Source organism: Streptomyces sp. NPDC003032 (assembly GCF_053591415.1).
In genome coordinates, this window is record NZ_JBSFTT010000018.1 from 118,474 (window position 1) to 141,019 (window position 22,546).

The window sequence follows — 22,546 nt, forward strand, 5'->3', positions numbered from 1 at the left end:
TGCTGTTTCTGTGCCGTATTCCTCAGTGGGCGGTGCGGCGGCCGGACAGCATTCGGTAGACGAAGAGGACGACCACGGATCCGACGACAGCCGCGATCCACGTCGACAGGTGGAAGAAGCCGTTGATCGACTCCACCCCGAAGATGATCTTGCCGAGCCAGCCGCCGAGCAGTCCGCCCACGATGCCGATCAGCATCGTGACGATGATCCCGCCCGGGTCCTTCCCCGGAGTGAGCGCTTTCGCGATCGCTCCCGCGATCAAGCCGACCAGAATCCAGGCGATGACGCCCACGGTGCTACCTTCCGTTCACTTTCGAGGTCGTCGGTCGCTCCGGTACCCGCCTTCAGCATGACCACACGGCGGGACGCCGCCAGACGGGTCCGGCGACCGGAGTAATGGTCGGGTGCCCGGCGGCCCGAGCGCCATTCGGGACCAACGACCCCCACGGGAAGGAACGAAGTCCTACGGCAGAGGCATCAGCCGGTAGAAGACGGTGGCGACGAGATCGCGGGCGTACCGCGCGTCGAGCAGGCCCGGCCGGAAGAGGATGCGGTACATCATCGGCGACACGACGTGGTCCATCACCGTGTCGGTGTCGGGGACGTGTTCGCCGCGCTCGGTCGCGCGGCGAAGGATGGTCTGGACCTGTTCGACGGCGTAGGCGGAGCACTGGCCGGCGTTGCCGCCGTCGGGGTCGCCCGCGAGGGCGTCGCGGATGTAGGAGCGGCCCGGCGGGGAGGACATCTCCTCCAGGAAGTCGGCGGCCCAGTGCTCCAGGTCCTCGCGGAGGTTCCCGAAGTCACCCGGAGGCGTCTCGGGTCGCAGCCGTTCCACCGCGACGTCCGCCAGCAGCTCCTGAAGGTCTCCCCACCGCCGGTAGATCGTCGACGGGGTGACACCGGCGCGCGTGGCGATCCTGGGGACGGTGAGATCGCCGCCCTCCGCCTGTAGTTCGCGCACGGCGGTGTGCACCGACTGCTGGACTCGGGCGCTGCGTCCCCCGGGACGGACGGCTGGTCTTGGGCTCACCCCTTCACCTTAACGCAAAGACATTGCGACACTGTTCGAGTGCGTGTCGGCATCGCTTCGCGTCGCCTCGTACGCGCGACCTGTCCGCAGGATCGTCGCCTCGCCGAAGGGGCGGCCGATGAGCTGCATGCCGATGGGGAGCCCGGCGCCGTCAATGCCGACCGGCAGGGTGAGGGCGGGCATGCCCGTGATGTTCGCCGGCGCCGACAGACGTACGTAGGCGTCGGACACGCTCTCCTGCGTTCCGTCCGGCCAGAGCAGGCTCCGCTGGTCGCGGTGGGCGGCGGTGGACGGCACCGTCGGGGCGGCGATGACATCGACGGCGCCGAACAGCCGCGTCCACGCGTCGCGCATGAGCGCGCGGGACCGCCGGGCGCGGAGGTGGTCGCTCGCCGATACGAGTCCGCCCGCTTCGAGCAGGGTGCGGACGTCGCCGGAGTACAGCTCGGGGGACGTACGAAGGGTCCGCTCGTGGTAGGTCGTGGCCTCGGGCACCATGAGCCCCCACTGGGTGGCCTGGACGTACTCGGTCATCGGGATGTCGACGCCGACCAGTCCGGCGCCGAGCCCGCCGAGTGCGTCGATCGCGCCGCGCACCGCCTCTTCGACCTCGGGCTTGACGCGGTCGAAGTAGTAGTTGCGGGGGATGCCGACCCGCAGGCCGGTCAGGCTGCCGTCGGCGGGGCGCGAGCCGGGGGCGGGACGCGAGCCGGGGGCGGGGGCGGACGCGGGGGCGGGCGCGGTGTCGCGTTCGCTTCGGAGGAGCGCTTCGAGCACGAGGCCGGCGTCCTCGACGGTGCGGGTGATCGGCCCCACGTGGTCGAGGGACCACGACAGAGGCGTCACGCCGCGCCGCGGGACGAGTCCGTAGGTGGGCTTGAGGCCGACCACGCCGTTCAGTGCCGCGGGGACCCGGATGGACCCGCCGGTGTCCGTCCCCAGGGCGAAGGTCGCCCCGCCCGCCGCGACCGCGACCGCCGATCCGCCGCTGGAACCGCCGGCCACCCGGTCGTGGGCCCACGCGTTGCGGGTCTGGGGCGTGGTCAGTCCGTAGGCGAACTCATGCGTGTGCGTCTTGCCGAGCAGGACCGTCCCGGCGGCGCGCAACCGGCCCGCGACCGTGCTGTCGTGGTCGGCCGCGGCGGCCTGTCCGCGCACGCGGGAACTGGCCGTGGTGGGCACGCCCGCGACGTCGATGAGGTCCTTGAGACCCATCGGGATGCCGTGCAGCGGGCCGAGGTACGCGCCCGCCACGATGTCCCTTTCCGCCCGCGCGGCCGCCTCGTGCGCGGCGTCGGCGAGGACGGTCACGTAGGCGCAGAGGCGTCCTTCCACGGACTCGATCCGCCTCAGCACCGATTCGGTCAGTTCCATGGGCGACAGCTCCTTCGCCGCGATCGCCCTCGCCGCTTCGGCGAGCGTCAGCTCATACGGACGCATCGTCGCGCTCCTCGCCCGGATCGAGGTCGCGCAGTACGCCGATGACGCTCCGGATGTGGTTGGCCGTGGCCGTCACCAGGTCGAGGCGCTCGGCCTCGACGGTGAGTCCGGCCCGCTGGGCCCATCGGGCCACCTCGTGCGGGAGGAGATCTGTGGTGGTCGACATGGCCGCTCCCTAAAAGCTGAACATTTGCGTTAGCTGGACCGTACGGCATACCGTCGCCTTAACGCAAAGACATTGCTTTAGCTCTGCCCGGACGTGAAGGACCCTCCTGATGCCGCACTCCCTCCCGCCCCTCCCTGTCTCCACGCAGACCTCCGGCGGCGCCGCTCCGAGCTGGGCGGTGGGCGACCTGCTCGTGCACCGCATCGACGAGGTGGCGCTGCCCGCCCGGACCGGCCCCTGGCTGCTGCCCTCCGCCACGCCCGATGTCGTGCACCGCACCCCGTGGCTCCGGCCGGACTTCGCCGGGTCCGACGGCGTGCTGCGGCTGGCCAGCCACACCTTCGCCGTCGAGGCGAACGGGCTGCGCGTACTGATCGACACGGGCATCGGCAACGGCAAGACCCGGGCCAACCCGGCCTGGCACGACCTGGACACCGACTACCTCGCCCGGCTCACCGCGGCGGGCTTCGCGCCGGAGAGCGTCGACCTGGTCGTCCTGACCCACCTCCACACCGACCACGTCGGATGGAACACCCGTCAAGACGGCGGTAGTTGGGTGCCCACCTTCCCCAACGCCCGCCATCTGACGTCCCGCGCCGAATGGGACCACTGGACGGGAAGGGAGCTGGAGGAGCCCCGTCGGCAGATGTTCCGGGACTCCGTGCTCCCGATCCGTGACGCCGGACTGCTCGACCTCGTCGACATGACGGGCCCCGAGACCGAAGTGGCCGACGGCATCCGCCTGTTGTCCACCCCCGGCCACACACCGGGGCACGTCGCCGTGCGGCTGCGCAGCTCCGACCACGCCGCCGCCGTCGTCACCGGCGACTGCGTGCACCATCCGGTGCAGATGCGCCACCCCGACATCACCAGCTGCGTGGACACCGACCCGGTCCGGGCCACTCGCAGCCGCCGGGACCTCCTCGCGGCGCTCGCCGACACCGAGACGCTGCTGCTGGGCGGCCACTTCCCGCCGCCGACCGCCGGTCTCGTGGTCTCCGACGGCAACGGCGGCTATCGTCTCGACACCGCGGGCATACGCCGAGGCTGAGGCTGAGGGTCGGCGGAGGTTCAGTAGAGCTTGTTCACGGCCGTGGCGGTCGTCGTCCTGAAGTCGGTGACCTGGGCGTTGGCGAAGTCGCCCATCCGGCCCCAGTGGACGAGCGTCACCGTCCGCCCGTCGCGGCCCACCGAGAACATGTTGATGTCGGAAGCCCCCCACGAGGCGGCCGTGTGGACGCCGTAGACATGGGCCCCCTCCTCGGCGTTCACCTTGCCGTAGTACTTCTGCTTCGCGGTGATGTCGGGGTACTGCTTCATCATCTCCTCGGCGCACCCGTCGAGCTTCTTGCGCAGCAGGGCCGCGAAGTCCTTGGCCCGCTGCTCGTCGCGCTCGACCACGGTCACCTGCAGCGCACCGGTGTCCAAGTCGGTGCGGTACGCGCGGTGCACGGACGTCGACGGCAGCGCCTCGCCGACGCACATCGGCAGCGGGTCCGGCTGTCCCGCCGTCACCGGCCCTGCGTACCAGGCCGACGACGCGTGCGGCGGCAGCTCGGAAGGCGCCAGGAAGCGGGGCGTGTCGGCCGCGGCGGCCGGCATCGTTCCCGCGGCGACCCCTGACGCGGCCAGCACGGCGGCCGCGGCGAACAGTCTCCTGTCGATGCGTACGTTCATCCTCATCGTCTCCCCCACATGGTTCGGTCGTTCGGTCTGCTCCGGGCGGATCCGTCCGCCCTTGGATCCCACGCCCCGTACGACCCGCCACCCCCCGCGCCCGTTGCCCTCGCGCGCGTCACAGCTCTGTCTCCCATGTCACCGGACGGCAACACCGCACCTCACACAAGCCCCGTCACGGTCACGGACACGGACACGGACGCGCGGAGGGGCTCCGGCGCCCCTGTCTCCCGGCGCAGGGTCTCGGTGACCGCGGCGCGTACCTCCCGGGTGACGTCCACGGCGCGGTGTCCGCGGTGCAGGACGACGTACACCTCGACGTGCCAGTGCTCGGCGCCGTCGCCCCGTGTCAGCCGTACGCCCGAGGCGTGTGCGGATCTCGCGGAGCCGTCGCCGCCCAGGCGAAGCCGGGTCAACGGGCCTGAGGCGCGCAGGAGTTGGGCCAGTCCCGGGCGCAGGAAGGCGACCCCGGCCGTGCCGAGCACCGCCCTCGCGACGGCATCGGTCAGATCACCGGAAGAGAGCTGTTCCGTCACGGCCGCCGTCCCTCCATGTCGTCGTCCACAGTGTCGGTGATGTCGGTGATCGTCACGTCGACGGTCACCGTCCGCATGCCCAGCTCGGCGTCGACCGCCTCCAGCACCCGGTGGCGGACCCGGTCCGCGACCTCCTGGAGATTCCAGCTGAGGGGCGTCTCCACTTCGAGGCGGATCATGACCGGGTCCCGTCGCGGACGTCCCTCAGGCGCGGCGGGGGCGGTGGGGGCGGCGGCCGGGGCGGCGTCCTGGGGCCGGACCTCGATACGGCAACTGCCCGCGCGTACTCCCGGCAGGCTCTCCGCGGCCGCGCGGACGGTTCTGGCGGCGGCCGCCTCGACGATCCACGCGTCCTCGTCCTCTTCACCGAGCGGGAGCGTCCGGCCGGGCCGCAGTTCGAGCCGCACCACGTCCATGACACGGCCGACCAGCGCGGAGGCGTCGGCTTCCTGCTCCCGCGGTTCCGTCTCGCGCGCGGCGGAGACGACGTCCTCCAGACGGCGCAGGGTGTTCAGCGCCTCGGCGCAGTGCGGGCACGCGGCGGCGTGCGGATCGGGCTCGCCGCTCTCCCAGCGCTCCCAGACGCTCCACAGGTCCCGCCCGCAGGGCAGCGGTTCCCGCTCCGCGAGGCCGTCCCGCGGATTCCCCCCGGCGACCGCCTCGCGCTCCTCGGCCCGTCCGGTCTCCTCGTTCATCGCCATGCGGCCATCGCCTCCGTCAGATAGCGCCGCGCCCTGAAGACACGGCCGCGCACCGCCTCCGGACTGATGCCGACCGACTCGGCGATGGATTCGTAGGAGAGGCCGTTGAGTTCGCGCAGCACCCAGCACACCCGTTGTTCCGGTGACAGACCCGCCATCGCCCTGGTCAGGTCCGCCACGGCCGCATGCCCCTCGGCCACCCGGGCGGGCGAGGCCTCGTGCTCCGGCGCTTGTGGCTCGGGCACGCCCTCCAGGTCCACCGCGGGCCGGCGAGCGCGCAGCAGGTTCAGACACCGGTTCGTGACGATCCGATGTATCCAGGTGCCGAACCGCGCGTCCCTGCGGAACTCCGGCAGCTTGCGCCAAGCGCTCACGAAAGACTCCTGCACGGCGTCCTCGGCCTCCGTCCGGCTCCCCAGCAGCCGTGTCGCGAGCCGCAGCAATCCGGGCGCGTGGCGTCGCACCAGCTCCTCGAACGCCTCTTCGTCGCCTTCCCCTGCCCGTACCGCCAGCAATCCGTCCGCACGCCGTGCGGACTCCTCCGCTCCGTCCTGTGGCGCTCTGCCCCGGTCCCCGGGCACACGCGGCTCCTCTCATCCAGGTCGCGTCCGTACGACACGCGGAAAGCCGCCCGCGTTACGCGGCGAGGGCACGTTACCCCCCGGAAGGAGAACTTCTTCCGAGGCGCGTAACGAATCCCCGGCGGCCGTGTCAGACAAGTGAGGAGCCGGGCACCCGGCCCGGTACCGAACGCACGGGCAACCGACGTACGGAGCGGAAGAGTTCACACGGCTCCACGAGACTTCGACCATGAGGAGATGCCGACATGGCGACGCAGGACATCCACTCGAACGCGACCACGTCCGGTGGCGGCAACAGCGGCTCGACCAGCTCCACCGGCACGATCCAGAAGAGCGCGGGTACCACCACCGTGACGGGCGGCACCGGCGCGGGCGAGCCGGCCGCGACGCGCGGGAAGACCTCCATCGCCGACGTCGTGGTCGTGAAGATCGCCGGAATGGCGGCGCGGGAGATCCCTGGTGTCTTCGACATGGGCGGCGGTCTCTCGCGCACCATCGGCGCGGTCCGCGACCGCGTCCCCGGCGGGCGCCCCAACGTCGGACGCGGTGTGAAGGTCGAGGTCGGTGAGCGGCAGACGGCGATCGACCTGGACATCGTCGTGGAGTACGGCGTTCCGATCACCGACGTCGCCCACGACGTGCGGGAGAACGTCATCTCCGCCGTGGAGCGCATCACCGGCCTGGAGGTCGTCGAGGTCAACGTCGCGGTCAACGACGTACGGCTGCCCGACGACGACACCGCGGACTCCGCCGGCGAGACGCGCGTGGAGTAGCACTCCCCCTTCCGCCCGGCCCCGGGCGCTGCCCTGACGTCGTCTCTTTCTGTGGTGTGAGGTGAGTGGTGAGCACAGCTCCGATGAGCACAGCTCTGGTGGGCATGATCGCCGGGATGGCGCTCGGATTCGCCGGGTGGTTCGGCGGTTTCGGCGCCTTCCTGCTGGTCGCCGCGCTCGGCGCGGTCGGCTTCGTCGTGGGACGCCTGGTGGAGGACGGCACGGACGTACGGGCCTTCTTCGGCGGCCGTGGCCGGGAGCGGCGATGAGCACACCGGCGGCGGAACGCGGCTCGACGAGCGTGGCCGAGCGGGCGGTGCGCCGCATCGCCGAACGGGCCGCCACGGAGGCGCTCGATCCGGGCGAGGTCCAGGTGGGCCGCGGCTCCGCCGCCGTACGCGGCCGCCGGGCCCGGGTGGGCGTCACCGTGACGCTGTCCTACCCCGTGGTGCTCGACGAGGCGGGCGAGCGCGTACGGTCGCACGTCGCCGACCGGACGGCACGCCTCACTGGACTGGCCGTCTCCTCGGCCCGGGTCCGTGTCCGCGAGCTGCGGGTGCGGGAGCGGGAGCGGGCCGAGGGGGCGACCACGCCGGACAGGTCGGAAGGGGCCGCGTGTGAGGCCTCGGAGGGGGCCCGGGTGCGGCGGCCGTGGGCCGAACGCCGGACGCCCGTCGCGGTGTTGGCGTTCGCCTGCGCCGCGGTCTGCGGTCTCTTCCTGTACGACGTGGTCTCCGTGCACGCGGCCGGTCACCGTCCTGCCCGGTGGCGGGCCCGGCTGATGGAGTGGCTGGGCACGCACGGCCCGGACAGCGGCGCCTGGCCCGGCCTGGCGCCGGCGGCGGCCGTGTTCCTTCTCGGCGTATGGCTGCTGGTACTGGCGGTCACGCCGGGGCGGCGGCGCCGTCTTCCCATGGCGGCACCGGCCGCGGGCGTCCGCGCCGTCCTCGACCGGCGTGCCGTGGCGGCGCTGCTGCGGGACGCGGTGGCGGAGCTGCCGGGCGTCACGCGGGTGCGGGTCGGTGTCGGGCGCCGCGGGGCGCGGGTGCGGGCCGGGCTCGGCTTCGGGCAGCTCGAGCCCACGCGCCGGGCGGTGACCGAAGCCGCGGAGGAGGCTTTGGCCGCGTGCGGTCTGGCGAGGTCCTTGCGGTTGAGGGTGCGGGTGCGGGTCGCGCCTGCGTGGCGCGAGCCTGCGGCGCCGGAGGGGAAGGTGGCGCCGGCGCGGGGACCGTCCGCTGGCAAGACCCCACGCACCCCACCCACACCCTCCACACCTTCGACGCAGAGGAGCGCCCTTCCATGAGCCGGCTGCGTAACGGCACCAACCGCGCGGTGCTGCTCGGGGTGGCGGCGGCGCTGCTGGCCTCGGGGGCCGCCCTGGCGTCCGCGACCGGCCTCGCCCGCGACCGGTTGCCGTCCGACTGGCCCCGGCTCTCCTCCGGGAGGGCGTGGTTCGCCGGGGAGGCTCTCGGGCGGTGGCGGGACCACGGCTGGTGGCCGCCCCTGGTGATCACCACGCTGGCCGTCGGCGCGCTGCTGTTCCTGTGCTGGGGCGCGGCCCAGATCCGTGCGGGGCGGCTGCGGGAACTGCCGCTGGGGCGACCGGGGGTGACCTTGTCCGGCCCGGCGCTGGCAGCGGCGATGGCCGAACGGGCGGCAGCGGTCGACGGCGTGGCCCGCGCACATGTGGCCCTGCTGGGCCGTCCCCACCGCCTGCGAGCGCGGATCACCCTGGTCCTGACCGCCGACAGCCGCCCGGAGACGGTGCTGCACGACCTCACGCGACAGGCTGTCGTGGAGGCGAGAGCGGCGGCGGCGCCCCGTGCCGTGGAGGCGGACGTACGACTGACGGTCCAACACCACGGGACCCGACGACTGCGCTGACACGATCGCGCTCCCGCAAGACCCGTCCCCCGTCGGTCTTCATGGCCTCCGGCATCGCGGCGAAGGCGGCGCGTGCCGGAGCGCCGACCGTCACCACAAGCGCCGCCCCGTCATGCCGTCACCTCCGGCGCCTCCCGGAGGCGGGCGCCGCCTGCGTATTGCTCGATCCCTGGCCAGCGGGCCATCTGCCCGGGTCGCTCACCGCTCACGGGCGGGATGCGACTCCCGCAGGGAGTGCCCGAAGCCTCTCCGCGGCCTCCCGCAGCGCTCCAGGTATCAGTCCGCGGTGGACGGCGGACGACGGCGGCCAGATGACGGCGGCAAGCCCGCGGTCGTAGCGCAGGAACGTGGCCAACGACACCCGCCCGTCGCTCACGCGGACGACGAGGTTGCCCGTCAGGAACCAGGAGGCCGCCTCAAGCCGGACCCAGTCTTCGCCACGCTCAACGAGCCGCCAACCGGCCACGGTGTCCGGAGAGCGCCCTCGGCTCAGCCGCAGACCGAGCACCCCACGCCAGATCAGCCGTCCCGGGACGCTGGGGACGTCACCGAACATCGCCCGGGCCCACTGCTCCGCACCGGCCGAGACGCTCGTGGCGAGAGTGAACATGTCGACATAGTCGGCGTCGGGCAACGAACTGAGCGCGCGGACGGAGGCGGGCACCTTGTCCGCCCCCACGGCCCCAGCGACGCCCTCCATGGCACCCCCTCCCGACGTCACGCCGCGCTCTTCCGAGTGCGGGGCGCGGCCCCGCTCCCGCCACGCGCGCTCCCATTGCCGAGTCAGTGCCGGATAGACGATGAGATGACGGAAGGGCGCGATGGCCGCCATATACAGCCTGCCGAGCAGGCCGTTCGGCTTCACGAGCACCGCCATGCGCAGCTCGTACTCGCCACTCGCGGCCGGAACCCACCCCAGGTGCATGACCGCGTGCACGGTCTTGTTCGCCAGTTCACGCGCGCACTCGTCGTCGAGCTCGTACACCGTGGTGAAGGGGGTTGTGGTGGGGTCGGAGCCACTCGGAGCCGGGCTCAGGTCATGAGGCAGGCGGTCGCGCAGGGAAGGAACGCGCTCCGTGATGCCGGCCTTGGGTTTGTCCCACCCCAAGAGGGCACCGAGTTTCCAGCGCGCCGCGAACAGCGCCCGGACCAGCCCGGTCTGCCTCGCGGGCCCGCCTGCCGCCTGGATCGCGTCGACCATCGCGGAGAAGTCCTCCGCGCCGGCGCCCGGTGCGCGAAACGCCCACACGTCCTGCAGCCGAAAGCCTCGGGTCAACTCGTGGACCCGCCAGGGGAGTTCGGTGTGAGCCGTTTCAGGGAGCCTCATGGCCACAGCTACCTTTCCTTCTTCGGCGCGAAGTATACGGCTGCGTATATGTGGAGGCTAGGCCATGTATACGGGTCCGTATACATGCCGGGAAGTGAGGTGGAACACAGGGGCTGGAGAGCCCATCAGGGCGCCGTGGTGTTGCCCCAGCCCGCCGTGCGGCTGCGCGGCTGCCCCTCGCGGCTGAGAGCACGTCAGGGGTGGTCGTACCAGGTGAACGACGCGATCCGCCAGCCGTCCGCGTCGCGGACGAACTGGATGCTCTTGGTCCCGGCTCCCTCGAACGGTTCGCCGTCCATGATCCCCGACTTGCGGTACTCGCCGAACCGTGCCGCGACATCGCCCGCGATCGAGGTCTGTTCGGAGGTCTCCCACTCGGAGAACTCGACGAGCCGGCCGTCGGCCAGCAGCCGTTGGCGGGGCTCGATGAACTCCTCCACGGTGTACACGCTGAGCTTCTGGCCCGTACTGACGATCACTCCGCCCGGGAGCATCAGGCGTCGGATCCGGGCCACGTCGGCGGCCTTGCCGCCCCGGTTGTCGAAAGCGCCGAAGAACTCGGCGGTCAGCGTGTCTATCTCAGCCTTGGACATGGCGCGACGGTAGCAGCGGTGGCGTCGGCGGTGCGGGGTGCGCGGGCCTCGCCCCTTCTTGCGTCAGAGCGTTGGTGACCGTGCGGGCGAGGAGGGGGTCGGCCGGGAGCGTGTGCGAGGCGAACCAGCGGGCGGCCGACGGGTCGGGGGACGGCTCGACGAACTCGGCGCCCGCGTAGTCGTCGAGCGGAGGGTCGTACACGTACCCGCAGACCACGCCGTGGTCCACGAGGCGTTCTATGAGGGCGTCGCGGCCCTGGACCAGGAGCGGGACGCGGAAGAGGGGCAGCGGTCCGTCGCGCGTCGTCCGGTCGCGGAGCGCCGGGCCCGCCCAGCCGGTGCCCGTCAGCAGGGAGACACCCACGGTACGGCGGGCGAGGTCACCGTCGAGACGGTCCATCCGCAGCTTCAACTGGCCGCGTACGAGCGCTCCGTGGCGCGAGCGGAAGCCGTGGAGGTCGACGCGCACCCAGGGCTCGTACGCGGTCAGGCTCGGCGCCCGGCGGGCGCAGTCCGCGAGGCGCCGCGGGTGCAGGTCCATGCGGAACGTGTCGCGTTCCATCAGCCCCAGCCGCCGCATCGTCCGCCACACGGGACGGACGAGGTGCAGGGCGCGTACGCCCGATCGCGCCAGCGGGCGGAGCGTGGTGGCCAGGTCGTCGTGGAGGCGTCGCGGGACCAGGAGTTCGTCGCGCAGCCGCTCCAGCTCCCGCCGGGTACGGACGTCGTCGACCGCGAGGAAACCACCGGCCATCCCCGCCACGTGCTTGGACAGACTGAACGCGGCCGCTCTTCCGAACGTACCGACCGGCTGTCCGTCGACGCGCGTGCCGATCGCGTGGGCCGCGTCCTCGAACAAGGGGATACCCAACTGCTCGCAGCGCCGCCGCAGTTCGACAACTCGGTCCGGCACCCCGTACAGGTTGGTGGTCAGCACGGCGTCCACGTTCCGCCAGGTCGACTCGGGTACGGCGGCCGGGTCGATGTTGCCGTCCCAGACGGACACGGGGGCCTGTACCGGGCGCAGCCCTGCCGCGAGGACCACGAAGAGGATCACGTCGTCGTTCACCGGCGACATCAGCACGCGTGCGCCCGGCCGGCACCAGTGCCGCAGCGCCAGGTAGAGGGCGAGGCGCGCCGAGGGCGTGTAGAGGCATTCGCGGCCGAGCCGTCGTGTCATCTCCGCGCTGAGCTGCGATCCGTAGGGCGTCGGCACCGTGTTCTCTTCCGCTTCTCTTCGTCGAAGGGTGGGGGCGGTGGGGGTGGGTGCGAGGGGGGAAAGGCGGCGATGCTCAGTGTGTGCCGGGGCGGCTCGACGTGCGCAGCGGCCGGCTCGACGTACGCAGCGTGCCGACGGTCTTGAGCAGCCGGTCGGCCGGTTCCCGCAGCGTGGGATGGGCCAGGACCGTGTTCCGCAGGCCGCGCACCGGTCGGCGCCACAGCCGGTGGGCGGCGGCCACCGGGTGGGGGCGGGTCGCGAAGCCCTCGCCCACCCGCAGCTCACGGGTCTTGAGCCAGTCCTTGTACTCCTTCTCGCCGCGCCCCATGTCCATCAGCCGCACGCCCTGCCGGCCCGCCGCCTCCGCCACCCGCAGGTGCATCAGCAACCCGGGCGAGTAGTAGCGGAATTCGGGGTCGTACGCGGTGAACCAGGCCGCGAACACCGTCCGCGAGGCCGGCCCGAAGTGGGCGGCCACCGGCCGGTCACCGGCGTACACGACGGACAGGACGCCGGTGAAGTGCTCCTCGCGGACCTGGAAGAGGTGGTCCACCAGGTCGACGATCCAGGGCCGCGCGAACCGGTCCATCCGTCCCGTCCTGCGGTACTGGGCCGACTTCCAGCGCATGAGCGTGCGCAGCACGTGCGGGTCGCGCTCGTCGTAGACGAACCGCATCTCGCCGACATCACGCCCGAGGCGGCGTTCCTTCTTCAGCGTCGTCTTGGCCAGTCCGGGGTAGGCGCCGCGCAGCCACTCGGCGTAGCCGCCGTCGCCGGCCGTCAGGTCGAGCACCGGCGAGGCGAACGTTCCCGTGACGTGTCCGACGAAGGGCTTCTGTTCCTCGACGAGGTGGTCGAACTCGAAGACGGAGAGACCGCACGCCTTCAGCAGCTCCTCGGTGTCCCAGGTGACTCCGGGGCGGTGCACGAGGGCCTGGCAGTCGGAGAGGCCGAGGCCGATGGCCCGGCCGACGCCGAAGGAGTTGCGTTCGTACGGGAAGAAACCGACGGGCTGGTCGTTCTCGCGCAGGACGGCCACCTGTGAGCCGCCGCGGTATCTGGCGACTCCTTCGGCGAACTCCGGTGCGAGGAAGGGGTTGGCGTACTCGGGCGACTCGTCCATCGCGCGGTGCCAGGCCGAGCGGAGCGCATCGCTCAGTCCGTCGAGTCTGTGGTTGGTGATCTCCACCTCAGGTCGACCGCCCTTCCAGGGGTCGCGCGAAGGGTGTGCCGCGTGTGCCGTGTGTGGCTCCGGCCGGTACGGCGTGCGGATCAGTGCTCGTGCTCTTGGATCGCATGGGCGACCGCTCCCCCCAGTGACGCGCTGTCGGCGTCCTGCCTCTTCTTCAGATGCTGCTGGACTCCAGATACTGCGGATGTCTGCCGGCTGCCGGCTACTGGTTGCCGGCTGGCTGGCGGCTACTGGTTGCCGCCAGCCGGCTGCTCGGCGATGCTCAAAGGTCGCGAAACCGTACGCACGTGTCAAGGGCGCCTGCGTGCTCCGCGGCTCAACCAGTCCCGCGGCTCAACCGGTCCCACGGCTACCGGCCCCGCGGCCAGGGGCGTCCCCCCGCTCCCCGTACACCCTGCCGATCCGGGTGAGCGCCTCGCGCAGAGTGGCCGGCCGCAGCGCTCCGCGCACCGCGGGCCCCGCCCAGCCCGGGCCGCCCAGCATGACCACGGGCCGGCCCCGGGCGCCGCGTACGCCCCAGCGGGTGTCGGCGATGTGCCGGGCCAGCGGCACGCTCGCGGTGGAGCGGGCCTGCGACCACAGGACGACGACCGCGGGGCCCGTCCTGCGGACCGCCGCCGACACCGCCTCGACCGGTACGGCCGCGCCGAACATGCGCTGGGCTACGCCAAGTCCGCCCAGCGCCGCGCTGAGCGCCTCCAGGGGCAGCGAGTGCTGCTCGCCGGGGACGCAGGCCAGGACGAGCGGTGCCGTCGGGGACGGTGGTGCCGGGATGGTGGCGCAGCGGTGCAGGGTGCGGGAGACGTGCCAGGACAGCAGGTGCTCCACCTCCACGTACCGGTCACCGGCCTCTTCCCATTTGCGGCCCACCGCGTGCAGCGTCGGCACCATCACCTCCTGCCAGGCGGCGATCAGGCCGTGCCGCTCCACCGCCTTCGACAGCAGGTCCTGGACGGCGGGCGCGTCGAGACGGACGGCGGCGCGCGACAGGCCCCTTCGCTGTCGTACGAGCGTTTCGGGGAGCTCCGGCCGGGGGCGGGTCGCCTGCCGGGGCGGTGGCACCTCGGGGTGGAGGCCGGGGGCGAGCTCGAGCGCCGCGCGGGCCGCGTCGGCCGGTGGCACACCCAGCGAGGTGAGGCGGCCCATCTCCTCGACCACCGCGATGTCCCGCTCCGACCAGCGGCGGTGGTGTCCCGGCTCGCGTCGGGCGGGGCCGAGGCCGTACCTGCGGTCCCAGGTGCGAAGCGTCGTCGGCGAGACTCCCAGGCGCCTCGCCAGGGCGCCGGTGGTGACGGCGGCGCCCGCCGCCGTGTCGCCGTCCCGCGGGCGGCCCCGCACCCCGTCCGTGCGTCCCGCGCTCCCGCGCCCCCCGGGCTCACTCATGCCGCTCACGATACGACGCACAACCGATGCGGGTCGCCTGGTGCACGGAGCTGCTCCCAAGATGTCCCAGCCATGGCCGGGAAGGCGGTCTCCGAGGGAGCCGAGGAGTTGACGAGTCGTCGATGAACGCAGCGGTGTCACAGTCGGCACGGGTCCCCGTCGAAGCGGCGGGCAGGGGCGACGCGTTGGCCGTTGGACTGGCCCGGGGCGACCAGGTGTGCGTCGCCGCGGTGTACCGGCGGTGGGGGCCTCGGGTGCAGGCCCTGGCGCGGCGCGCGCTGGGCGACAGCCGTGAGGCGGAAGACGTCGCGCAGCAGGTCTTCCTCGCCGCGTGGCGGGGCCGGTCGGGCTATCGACCAGAACTCGGCACGATCATGGCCTGGTTGACGGGCATCACCCGGCGGATGATCGCGGACGCGTGGCCGCGCGGACCCGCAGGGCGGCCCGTCGAAGGCGTGGGCGCGCGGTACGTCATGGAATCCACCGGCCGCCAAGAGGCGGACGCGGTGGTCGACCGGGTGCTGGTGGCACGGGAGTTGGCGAGGCTTCCGATGCCGCAGCGGACGGTGCTGTGCCTGACGTTCTACAAGGATCTGACACAGCCGCAGATCGCCGAGCGGGCCGGCTGGCCGCTGGGCACGGTCAAGAGCCACGCGCGGCGCGGCATGCGCCGGCTCCGCCGGCTTCTGCGGGACGCGTCGGGCGCCCCGTGAAGAATCTTCGCCCCGGTGCATCCATCCGCACCCGGCCGCCGGAAGCAAGGAGCAGCCCTCTGCGGCCGCCGTCACCGACTCGCGCCGGACCGGGACGCCCGGACCTCGCCTCCTGTACGCCTCAGCGGAGTCGGCGCCGCTGAGGTGCCGCCGTCACCCCCGAAACGGCGGCCGAGGGGCCGTGGGACAGCGCACGCGTCACACGACGCGCCGCCGCCCCACGGCCCCGATTCGCATCCGGGCGCGCGGCGGGTTGGCGGTGGGCCCACGTGTGCCTTGGCGGCCCGGCCACGCGCCCCACGGTGGTCGGCCGTCGGCAGCTCGACGGCAGGCCGTGAAACCGCCCGCGTCCCACGGCGCGGCGGCCGAGCCCCGCGGAAAGTGGCCAGTGTGGCCGTATCGCGTCTCCTACCAGGAGCTGACCTCCGCCTACCTCCACGGACTGGTGCGCTTCCGACCACGGGGTGACGTGTCGCCAAGCAGCCCGCAACTAGCGTCCTTTGGCATGACACCAGCCCGAATCGCCCTGCCCCGCCGCACCCTTGTCGCCACGCTCGCGTTCGCCCTCGCCGTGCCCGCCGTGGGGGCGGCGACCGCCCACGCCGCATCCCTGAGCGGTGCCGGCCGCGCCACCGCGGCCGACGTGGCTTCGGCGGCGTTGCGTCTGCCGCGGCCCACGGGGCCGTACTCCGTGGGGCGGGACACTCTGCATCTCGTCGACGAGAGCCGCCGTGACCCGTGGGTGCCCTCGGCCGGGGCCAGGGAACTGATGGTGTCCGTCTACTATCCGGGGCGGCACGGCGGCAAGAGCCCCGCCCCGTACACCTCCGAGGAAGAGGCCCGGCTCCTGTTGGAGCGGTGGGGAGTGGACGGGCAGATCTCGCCCGCCGCGTACAGCTCCACCCGCGCCTTCGCCCGCTCCGGAGCGCGGCCCGCGCCGGGGCGGTTCCCGCTGATCGTGCTCTCGCCCGGCTTCACGGCGCCCCGCGCCACTCTGACCCATCTCGCCGAGGAACTCGCCTCCCGGGGTTTCGTCGTCGCCACCGTCGACCACGCCTACGAGTCCGTCGGTACAGCCTTCCCCGGCGGACGCGTCCTCACCTGCCAGGCCTGCGGTCCCGCCGAGGAGCCGGGGATGGGCCAGGTCGTCACCGAGGGGCGGGCCAAGGACCTCTCGTACGTCATCGACCGGCTGACCGGCCGCGACGCCTCCTGGCGGCATGCCCGCATGATCGACGCCCGGCGGATCGGCGCCGGTGGCCACTCCATCGGGGGCGCCGCCGCGCTCGCCACCATGACCACCGACCGCCGCGTACGGGCCGGCACGAACATGGACGGCAGCTTCCACACGGACCCGACAGGGATCGGCGGCCGCCCGTTCCTGATGCTGGGAACCGAGGCCGAGCACACCCCGGGACGCGAGGACGGCGAGAACTGGGACCGTACGTGGGAGGGCCTCGACGGGTGGAAGCGCTGGCTCACCGTCAAGGGCTCCGGGCACTTCACGTTCACCGATGTGCCCGTCCTGGCAGCTCAGGCCGGGGTGGTCGACCCCGAAGTGCCGCTCTCCGGTGAGCGGTCCCAGCAGATCACCCGCGCGTACATCGGCGCCTTCTTCGAGAAGTGGCTGCGCGGCGAGCCCCGGCCGCTCCTCGACGGGCCGACGCCGGGGCATCCCGAAGTCGTCTTCCCTCGGCGTCAGGTAGTTGAAGACCGGTGATTTCGCCGATGTGTCCGGGGCCGATGTGCCCGGACAGTTGCCGCTGCCAGCAACCCCCTCGTGCGAAAGGACGCGATCGTCGTGCAGCAGCTGAGCAACGAGACCATCGGCAGACCCCTCCGCCCGACACGGCGGTTCCGGCCGCGCCTGTTGCGGGCCGGACTCGCCACCCTCCTGGCCGCGGGCGGACTGATCACCGCCCAGTCGGGCAGCGCGGGCGCCGCGGAGAATCCGTACGAACGCGGCCCCGCGCCGACCGTGTCCAGCATCGAGGCGCCCCGCGGCCACTACGCGGTGTCCGAGACGCGCGTGTCGTCCCTGGGCGTCACGGGCTTCGGCGGCGGCACGATCTACTACCCGACGACCACCGGCGACGGCACGTTCGGCGCCGTCGCGATCTCCCCCGGCTACACGGGCACCCAGTCGTCCATCTCCTGGCTGGGCCCGCGGCTCGCCTCGCAGGGCTTCGTCGTCTTCACCATCGACACCCTCAGCACACTCGACCAGCCCGCAAGCCGGGGCAGCCAACTCCTCGCGTCACTCGACTACTTGACGCAGCGCAGTACGGTGCGCAACCGCGTCGACGGCAGCCGGCTCGGCGTCATGGGCCACTCCATGGGCGGCGGCGGCAGCCTGGAGGCCGCCAAGAGCCGCCCCGCGCTCCAGGCGGCCATACCGCTGACTGGCTGGAACCTCGACAAGACCTGGCCCGAACTGCGTACGCCCACCCTCGTCGTCGGCGCGGACGGCGACACCATCGCCCCGGTCTCCTCGCATTCGGAGCCCTTCTACGAGAGCCTTCCCGGCTCGCTCGACAAGGCGTATCTGGAGCTGAACGGCGCGAGCCACCTCACGCCCAACACCTCGAACACCACGATCGCCAAGTACAGCGTCTCGTGGCTCAAGCGCTTCATCGACAACGACGTGCGCTACGAGCAGTTCCTCTGCCCGCTGCCCCGCCCCAGCTCGACGATCGAGGAGTACCGGGGAAACTGCCCGCACACTTCTTGAGAAGGTTCCCAGAAGGTTTCCCAGAAGTTGAGGAGGCTTCCAAGAAGTTTTACGCGGCAGTAACGTGACGGTCGTGGCCGGACTGACGACTGTGACGGGTCCACTCCGGATATACGGCCGGAGCGCTCAACTGCACGCCGTCGACTCCCTCCTGGCCGGCGTGCGCGACGGACGAGGCGGAGCCCTGGTGGTGGCGGCGGCCCCCGGGCTCGGCCGCACCACGCTGCTCGCCCACGCCGCCCGCTCCTTCCGTTCCTTGCGGGCGGGGACGGTCCTGAGCACGCGCGCCGTCCCCGCCGAGAGCCTGATCCCGTACAGCGGGGTGCACTCCCTGTGGTGTGCGGGGGCGGCCCCCGGCTGGTGTGCGGGGGCGGCCCCCGGCGCGCTGCCGGAGGAACCGGGCGCCCTGCTCGCCGTGGTGCGCGATCTCACGGGCGGGCGCCCTCTGCTGATCTGCGTGGACGACGCCCACCTGTGGGACGCCGCCTCCCGCGCCGCCCTGGGCTTCACCGCCCGCCGCCTCGGCGGACCGCACCCCGTCGGTCTCATCCTCTCCGTCGCGGCTCGCCGTGCGGACGATCCGCACCTGGCCGCGCTGCCCGTCCTGCGCCTGGACCCACTCGCGCCGCCCGAGGCGGCCGCGCTCTTCGACGACCTCACGCGGGGCGGCACCGACGGTATCGACGGAATCGACACGAGCGTACGAGAGGAGATCCTGAGGGCGGCGGGCGGCAACCCTGGCCTGATCCACGCCCTCACCGCCGGGCTGACGCCCCAACAGCTGGCGGGATGTGCGCCACTGCCCCGGCGGCTGTCCGACGGCGAGGGTGCCGTAACCCCGTACGACGGCATCGACCCGGCCGAGCTGCCGCCGGACACGGCGCGGTTGCTGCTCCTCGCCGCCGCGGCCCACGATCCCGGGGCCGAGAGCGCGGGCGCCGACGCGGATCTCGTCCTGCGGGCCGGTGCGGCGGCCGGGCTCGACGGCGCGGCGCTGGGTCCGGCGGAGGCGGCCGGGCTCGTGCACCGCGCCACTGACCGGGTCCACTTCGACGCCCCCGGCCTGCGCCGCGCCCTGTACACAGGAGCGCCGGCCGCCCGGCGCCGCGCCGCTCACCGACTGCTCGCCTCGGCCCTCGACGACGGCCGTACGCCCACGCTGCCGCGGCAGCTGCACCGGGCCCTGGCGGCGGAGGGGCCCGACGCCCGTCTCGCGGCGGTGCTGGCCGCCTCGGCGCACGCGTCCGGAGCGGTGGCGTCCCACGCCCTGCGCGCGGCGGCCCTGTCCGCGGCCGCGGACCTCACGAGGGCCGCCCGGGAGCGCGCCCTGCGCCGCGCCGCCGCCGCGCACCACGCCCGTCTCGCCGGCCGGCCCGCACAGGCCCAGGAGCTGCTCGTCGCCGCCCGGTCCGAGTCGACGGACGCCGGGACGCGCGGCGCCGTCGAACTGATACAGGGACAGCTGACGCTCGCGGACGGCCCCGTCGCCGACGCCCGCGAGACGCTCCTGCTCGCGGCGGAGCTTCTCACCCCGCATGACCCGCACGGCGCCCGGGAGGCCCGCCTCTGCGCCATGGCCGCGGCATGGGACATGGGTGACGCCGAGGCGTACCTGTCGGCGCTGGGCACGCCACCGGCGGTCGGCGCCCCACCGTCACCGGCCGCCGGTGGCGACACACTGGCCGAGGAGTACCGCGCCGCCATGTCCGTCGTCATGCGGGGGCGGCTCGGCGCCGCGAGCCATGGGCTGCGCGGGGTCGTGGCGCGGGGGCAGGCGGCGGACGAGCCGTCGCGGCTGCTGCGGGCCGGGGTCGCGGCCCTCGTCGTCGGCGACCTCGCGGCGGCCTCCCGCGTCAACGCCCGGGCCCTGGCCGCCGCGCGGGCGCGGGGCACCGACATCCACGTACCGCAGGCCCTGGAGTATCTGGCCTACGCCGAACTGCGGGCCGGGCGGCACGCGCGTGCCCGGGCCCACGCCGAGGAAGGGCTGCGCGCGGCGGGCCGCACCGGGCAGCGCAACATCGCCGCGCAGCATCACGCGATCCTCGCCCTGGTGGCGTCCGTCCAGGGCGAGGACGAAGCGGTCGCCGCCCACGCCGCCGCCGCGGCACGGACCGCCGACCGGCACGGGCTCGCGCAGGCCGCGACCCTTGCCCAATGGGCGCTGGCCCGCGTCGACCTGAGCCGTGGCCGCGCTCCCGAGGCAGCCGCGCGGCTCGGCCCGGTGGTACGTCCGGGGCCGCGGCGGGGGCACTTCGCCGTGCGGATGCTCGCCGTGCCCTGCTTCGTGGAGGCGGCCGTCCTCGCCGGGGAGGGCGACGCGGCCCACGGCTGTGTCGCGGAGTTCGCCGGCTGGGCCGCCCAGGGCGCCGACCCGCAGGCCCCCGCCCAGCTGGCCCGCTGTCACGCGCTGCTCGCGGGCCCTGAGGACAGTGACGCGCTCTACACCGTCGCGCTCGCCCGCCACGAAAGGGTGGGCGGTGACTTCGAGAGCGCCCGTACCCAGCTCCTGTACGGCAAGTGGCTGCGCCGCAGGCGCCGCCCGGGCGAGGCCAGGGGCAGGCTGCGGGACGCCCTCGTCTCCTTCGAGCGGTGCGACGCCCGCGCCTGGGCCGAGCAGGCGCGGGCCGAGCTGCGCGCCACCGGGGAGGCCCTGGCCGCGGGGCCGCCGGGCGGTCTGTCGCGGCTGACCCCGCAGCAACTGCGGATCGCCCGCTGTGTCGCGGAGGGCGCCACCAACCGCGAGGTGGCCCGGCGTCTGTCGGTGAGCCCGAGGACCGTCGATCACCACCTCCGGAACGTCTTCGCGCTGCTCGGGGTACGCTCACGCGTCGAACTGTCCCGGCTCGTGGCCAGGTCCGAGCGGCTCACCGCCCACGGCGAGCCGTGAAGCCGTCGGTTTTCTGTTGTCCGGTTTCTGTTATCCGGGCGGCGGCTGTGCGTCTCCCTTGTGTCGGAGGAGACAGGTCCCCCCACAGAAAGTGGTCACAGCGTGAGCAGCGAACGGCAAGTCGCGATGGTCAGGGCGGCGCAGGGCGGGAACGAGCAGGCGCAGGACGCGCTCGTGGCGGAGTACCTTCCGCTGGTCTACAACATCGTCGGGCGGGCCCTGAACGGCCACACGGACGTGGACGACGTGGTGCAGGAGACCATGCTCCGCGTCCTCGGCGGTCTGGACGGGCTGCGCGACCCGGAGGACTTCCGCAGCTGGCTGGTGGCCATCACCATGAACCAGATACGCGGGCACTGGCGGGAGCGCGCCACGGGTGCGATACCCGCCGGTGGCGGTCCGGCGGACGGGTACGACGTGGTGGACCCGGGCGCCGACTTCGTGGACCTGACCATCACCCGGCTCGGTCTCTCCGGGCAGCGCAGGGAGACCGCCGAGGCCACGAGGTGGCTGGACGAGGACGACCGGGCCCTGCTGTCGCTGTGGTGGCTGGAGTCCGCGGGCGAGCTGACGCGGACGGAGGTCGCCGAGGCCCTGGAGCTGTCCCCGCAGCACGCGGCGGTGCGGGTGCAGCGGATGAAGGCCCAGCTGGAGACGGGGCGTGTGGTGGTCCGCGCCCTGGCGGCCGAGCCCCGCTGCGAGGCGCTCGGGCAGCTGACCGCCGGCTGGGACGGCGGGCCCTCGGCGCTGTGGCGCAAGCGGCTGGCCCGCCATGCCCGCGACTGCGCGGTCTGCGCGGGTCACTGGTCCGACCTGGTGCCCGCCGAGCGGCTGCTCGTGGCGCTCGGTCTCGTCCCCGCGGGGGCGGCCCTGGCCCGGCTGGTCACCCGCCCCGACCTCGTCACGGCCGGCTCGGCCACATCCGTGCGCGGCGCCGGGGCACCCGCCTCCGGGCGGGCGCGGGCCCGCCATGAACGTGCCAGGCGGCGGCGCCGCACCGCCGGTGCGGCCGCCGCGGTCGTCGCGCTCGTCGCCGGTGGCGCGGCGGTCCATCTGCTCACCGGACCGGAGCCGGACGAGAGCTCGCCCGCCACCGCTGCCGCACCGGCCTCGCCCAGCACCCCCTCGGCCTCGAAGAGCGCGTCGACCTCTGCCAAGCGCTCCGCCTCCTCCTCGGCGAAGCCGGCCCCCGGCAAGACGAAGTCCAAGGCGAAGAAGAAGACGAAGCCGGAGCCGAAGCCCGAGACGAGTCCGACCAAGGCCAAGGCGAAGCCCACACCGAAGCCGAAGCCGAAGACACCCGATCCCACTCCGGCGGCCACCCCGAGCGGCACGGCCGCACAGGTCGTCGCGCTGGTCAACTCCGAACGGGCGAAGGCGGGTTGCGGGCCCGTCCGCTCCAACGGCAAGCTCGCCGCGGCCGCCACGAAGCACTCCGCCGACATGGCGGCGCGCGACTACTTCGACCACACCAGCCCCGACGGCACCGACCCCGGCGACCGCATCACGGCGGCCGGTTACCGCTGGAGCACGTACGGCGAGAACATCGCGCGGGGCCAGCGGACCCCGGCCTCGGTCATGGACTCCTGGATGAACAGCTCCGGCCACCGCGCCAACATCCTCAACTGCGACTTCAAGGAGCTGGGGGTGGGCATCCACAACGGCTCGGGCGGCCCATGGTGGACGCAGGCGTTCGGCACGGCGCTCTGA

23 protein-coding genes are annotated in these 22,546 nt (G+C 73.2%); 10 read left to right on the top strand and 13 right to left on the bottom strand.

Going from position 1 to position 22,546, the window contains the following annotated elements; all coding sequences use genetic code 11:
* Window positions 1–22: 22 nt before the first annotated feature.
* The 4 genes from ACWDZ7_RS24895 to ACWDZ7_RS24910 all read right to left on the bottom strand — a co-directional run bounded on the left by ACWDZ7_RS24895 (window position 23) and on the right by ACWDZ7_RS24910 (window position 2,636).
* Window positions 23–292 (bottom strand): GlsB/YeaQ/YmgE family stress response membrane protein, encoded by a 270-nt coding sequence (locus ACWDZ7_RS24895; RefSeq protein ID WP_451514640.1) that lies wholly within the window; start codon window positions 290–292, stop codon window positions 23–25.
* A gap of 171 nt (window positions 293–463) precedes the next feature.
* Entirely contained in the window at window positions 464–1,030 is a 567-nt protein-coding gene (locus ACWDZ7_RS24900) for a TetR/AcrR family transcriptional regulator (protein WP_451799868.1), read from the bottom strand.
* Window positions 1,031–1,039: 9 nt separating this feature from the next.
* Entirely contained in the window at window positions 1,040–2,470 is a 1,431-nt protein-coding gene (locus ACWDZ7_RS24905) for an amidase (protein WP_451799870.1), read from the bottom strand.
* Window positions 2,457–2,636, bottom strand: a complete 180-nt coding sequence (locus tag ACWDZ7_RS24910) for a hypothetical protein (RefSeq protein WP_451799872.1) — start codon at window positions 2,634–2,636, stop codon at window positions 2,457–2,459. The genes ACWDZ7_RS24905 and ACWDZ7_RS24910 overlap by 14 nt, the downstream gene beginning before the upstream one ends.
* A gap of 109 nt (window positions 2,637–2,745) precedes the next feature.
* Between ACWDZ7_RS24910 and ACWDZ7_RS24915 the strand changes: the two genes are divergently transcribed.
* Window positions 2,746–3,687, top strand: a complete 942-nt coding sequence (locus tag ACWDZ7_RS24915; RefSeq protein WP_451799874.1) for an MBL fold metallo-hydrolase — start codon at window positions 2,746–2,748, stop codon at window positions 3,685–3,687.
* 20 nt (window positions 3,688–3,707) lie between these two features.
* Here ACWDZ7_RS24915 and ACWDZ7_RS24920 read toward each other — a convergent pair whose 3' ends face one another.
* The 4 genes from ACWDZ7_RS24920 to ACWDZ7_RS24935 all read right to left on the bottom strand — a co-directional run bounded on the left by ACWDZ7_RS24920 (window position 3,708) and on the right by ACWDZ7_RS24935 (window position 6,131).
* Window positions 3,708–4,319: a hypothetical protein gene (locus ACWDZ7_RS24920; RefSeq protein WP_451799876.1), complete on the bottom strand. Its 612-nt coding sequence runs from the start codon at window positions 4,317–4,319 to the stop codon at window positions 3,708–3,710.
* A 155-nt stretch (window positions 4,320–4,474) separates the two neighbouring features.
* Complete coding sequence (locus ACWDZ7_RS24925) at window positions 4,475–4,849, bottom strand: hypothetical protein (protein ID WP_451799878.1); 375 nt, start codon at window positions 4,847–4,849, stop codon at window positions 4,475–4,477.
* Window positions 4,846–5,550 carry an Asp23/Gls24 family envelope stress response protein gene (locus tag ACWDZ7_RS24930; RefSeq protein ID WP_451799880.1) on the bottom strand — a complete coding sequence of 235 codons (705 nt, stop codon included), beginning with the start codon at window positions 5,548–5,550 and terminating at the stop codon, window positions 4,846–4,848. The genes ACWDZ7_RS24925 and ACWDZ7_RS24930 overlap by 4 nt, the downstream gene beginning before the upstream one ends.
* On the bottom strand, window positions 5,541–6,131 hold the full coding sequence (locus tag ACWDZ7_RS24935) for an RNA polymerase sigma factor (RefSeq protein ID WP_451799882.1): 591 nt from the start codon (window positions 6,129–6,131) through the stop codon (window positions 5,541–5,543). The genes ACWDZ7_RS24930 and ACWDZ7_RS24935 overlap by 10 nt, the downstream gene beginning before the upstream one ends.
* A 245-nt stretch (window positions 6,132–6,376) precedes the next feature.
* Here ACWDZ7_RS24935 and ACWDZ7_RS24940 point away from each other — a divergent pair, with 245 nt between their 5' ends.
* The 4 genes from ACWDZ7_RS24940 to ACWDZ7_RS24955 all read left to right on the top strand — a co-directional run bounded on the left by ACWDZ7_RS24940 (window position 6,377) and on the right by ACWDZ7_RS24955 (window position 8,788).
* Window positions 6,377–6,904, top strand: a complete 528-nt coding sequence (locus tag ACWDZ7_RS24940) for an Asp23/Gls24 family envelope stress response protein (RefSeq protein ID WP_451799884.1) — start codon at window positions 6,377–6,379, stop codon at window positions 6,902–6,904.
* 83 nt (window positions 6,905–6,987) lie between these two features.
* A complete protein-coding gene (locus ACWDZ7_RS24945; RefSeq protein ID WP_451799886.1) occupies window positions 6,988–7,173 on the top strand; it encodes a hypothetical protein in 186 nt (61 codons plus the stop codon).
* Window positions 7,170–8,207, top strand: coding sequence for a DUF6286 domain-containing Asp23/Gls24 family envelope stress response protein (locus ACWDZ7_RS24950; protein ID WP_451799888.1), 1,038 nt, complete (start codon window positions 7,170–7,172; stop codon window positions 8,205–8,207). The genes ACWDZ7_RS24945 and ACWDZ7_RS24950 overlap by 4 nt, the downstream gene beginning before the upstream one ends.
* A complete protein-coding gene (locus ACWDZ7_RS24955; RefSeq protein WP_451799890.1) occupies window positions 8,204–8,788 on the top strand; it encodes an alkaline shock response membrane anchor protein AmaP in 585 nt (194 codons plus the stop codon). The genes ACWDZ7_RS24950 and ACWDZ7_RS24955 overlap by 4 nt, the downstream gene beginning before the upstream one ends.
* A gap of 205 nt (window positions 8,789–8,993) precedes the next feature.
* Here the strand turns inward: ACWDZ7_RS24955 and ACWDZ7_RS24960 are convergent, their stop codons facing one another.
* From ACWDZ7_RS24960 to ACWDZ7_RS24980, 5 genes are all read right to left on the bottom strand, one after another.
* Window positions 8,994–10,115, bottom strand: coding sequence for a DUF2867 domain-containing protein (locus ACWDZ7_RS24960; protein WP_451799892.1), 1,122 nt, complete (start codon window positions 10,113–10,115; stop codon window positions 8,994–8,996).
* Window positions 10,116–10,309: 194 nt separating this feature from the next.
* On the bottom strand, window positions 10,310–10,708 hold the full coding sequence (locus tag ACWDZ7_RS24965) for a nuclear transport factor 2 family protein (protein WP_451799894.1): 399 nt from the start codon (window positions 10,706–10,708) through the stop codon (window positions 10,310–10,312).
* The gene (locus ACWDZ7_RS24970; RefSeq protein ID WP_451799896.1) at window positions 10,695–11,924 is read right to left on the bottom strand and encodes a DegT/DnrJ/EryC1/StrS family aminotransferase; all 1,230 of its coding nucleotides are present in this window, start codon (window positions 11,922–11,924) and stop codon (window positions 10,695–10,697) included. Before ACWDZ7_RS24970 ends, ACWDZ7_RS24965 begins: the two co-directional genes overlap by 14 nt.
* A 76-nt stretch (window positions 11,925–12,000) precedes the next feature.
* Window positions 12,001–13,116 carry a GNAT family N-acetyltransferase gene (locus ACWDZ7_RS24975; RefSeq protein ID WP_451799898.1) on the bottom strand — a complete coding sequence of 372 codons (1,116 nt, stop codon included), beginning with the start codon at window positions 13,114–13,116 and terminating at the stop codon, window positions 12,001–12,003.
* A gap of 336 nt (window positions 13,117–13,452) precedes the next feature.
* Complete coding sequence (locus ACWDZ7_RS24980; RefSeq protein WP_451799900.1) at window positions 13,453–14,502, bottom strand: MerR family transcriptional regulator; 1,050 nt, start codon at window positions 14,500–14,502, stop codon at window positions 13,453–13,455.
* A gap of 122 nt (window positions 14,503–14,624) precedes the next feature.
* On the opposite strand from ACWDZ7_RS24980, the gene ACWDZ7_RS24985 reads away from it, so the two are divergent.
* From ACWDZ7_RS24985 to ACWDZ7_RS25005, 5 genes are all read left to right on the top strand, one after another.
* A complete protein-coding gene (locus ACWDZ7_RS24985) occupies window positions 14,625–15,215 on the top strand; it encodes an RNA polymerase sigma factor (RefSeq protein ID WP_451799902.1) in 591 nt (196 codons plus the stop codon).
* 505 nt (window positions 15,216–15,720) lie between these two features.
* Window positions 15,721–16,935, top strand: coding sequence for an alpha/beta hydrolase family protein (locus ACWDZ7_RS24990; protein WP_451799904.1), 1,215 nt, complete (start codon window positions 15,721–15,723; stop codon window positions 16,933–16,935).
* 105 nt (window positions 16,936–17,040) lie between these two features.
* Entirely contained in the window at window positions 17,041–17,946 is a 906-nt protein-coding gene (gene bdeA / locus ACWDZ7_RS24995) for a bis(hydroxyethyl) terephthalate hydrolase (protein ID WP_451799980.1), read from the top strand.
* A 73-nt stretch (window positions 17,947–18,019) separates the two neighbouring features.
* Window positions 18,020–20,836 (top strand): LuxR C-terminal-related transcriptional regulator, encoded by a 2,817-nt coding sequence (locus tag ACWDZ7_RS25000; protein WP_451799906.1) that lies wholly within the window; start codon window positions 18,020–18,022, stop codon window positions 20,834–20,836.
* Window positions 20,837–20,938: 102 nt separating this feature from the next.
* Window positions 20,939–22,546, top strand: a complete 1,608-nt coding sequence (locus tag ACWDZ7_RS25005; protein ID WP_451799908.1) for a sigma-70 family RNA polymerase sigma factor — start codon at window positions 20,939–20,941, stop codon at window positions 22,544–22,546.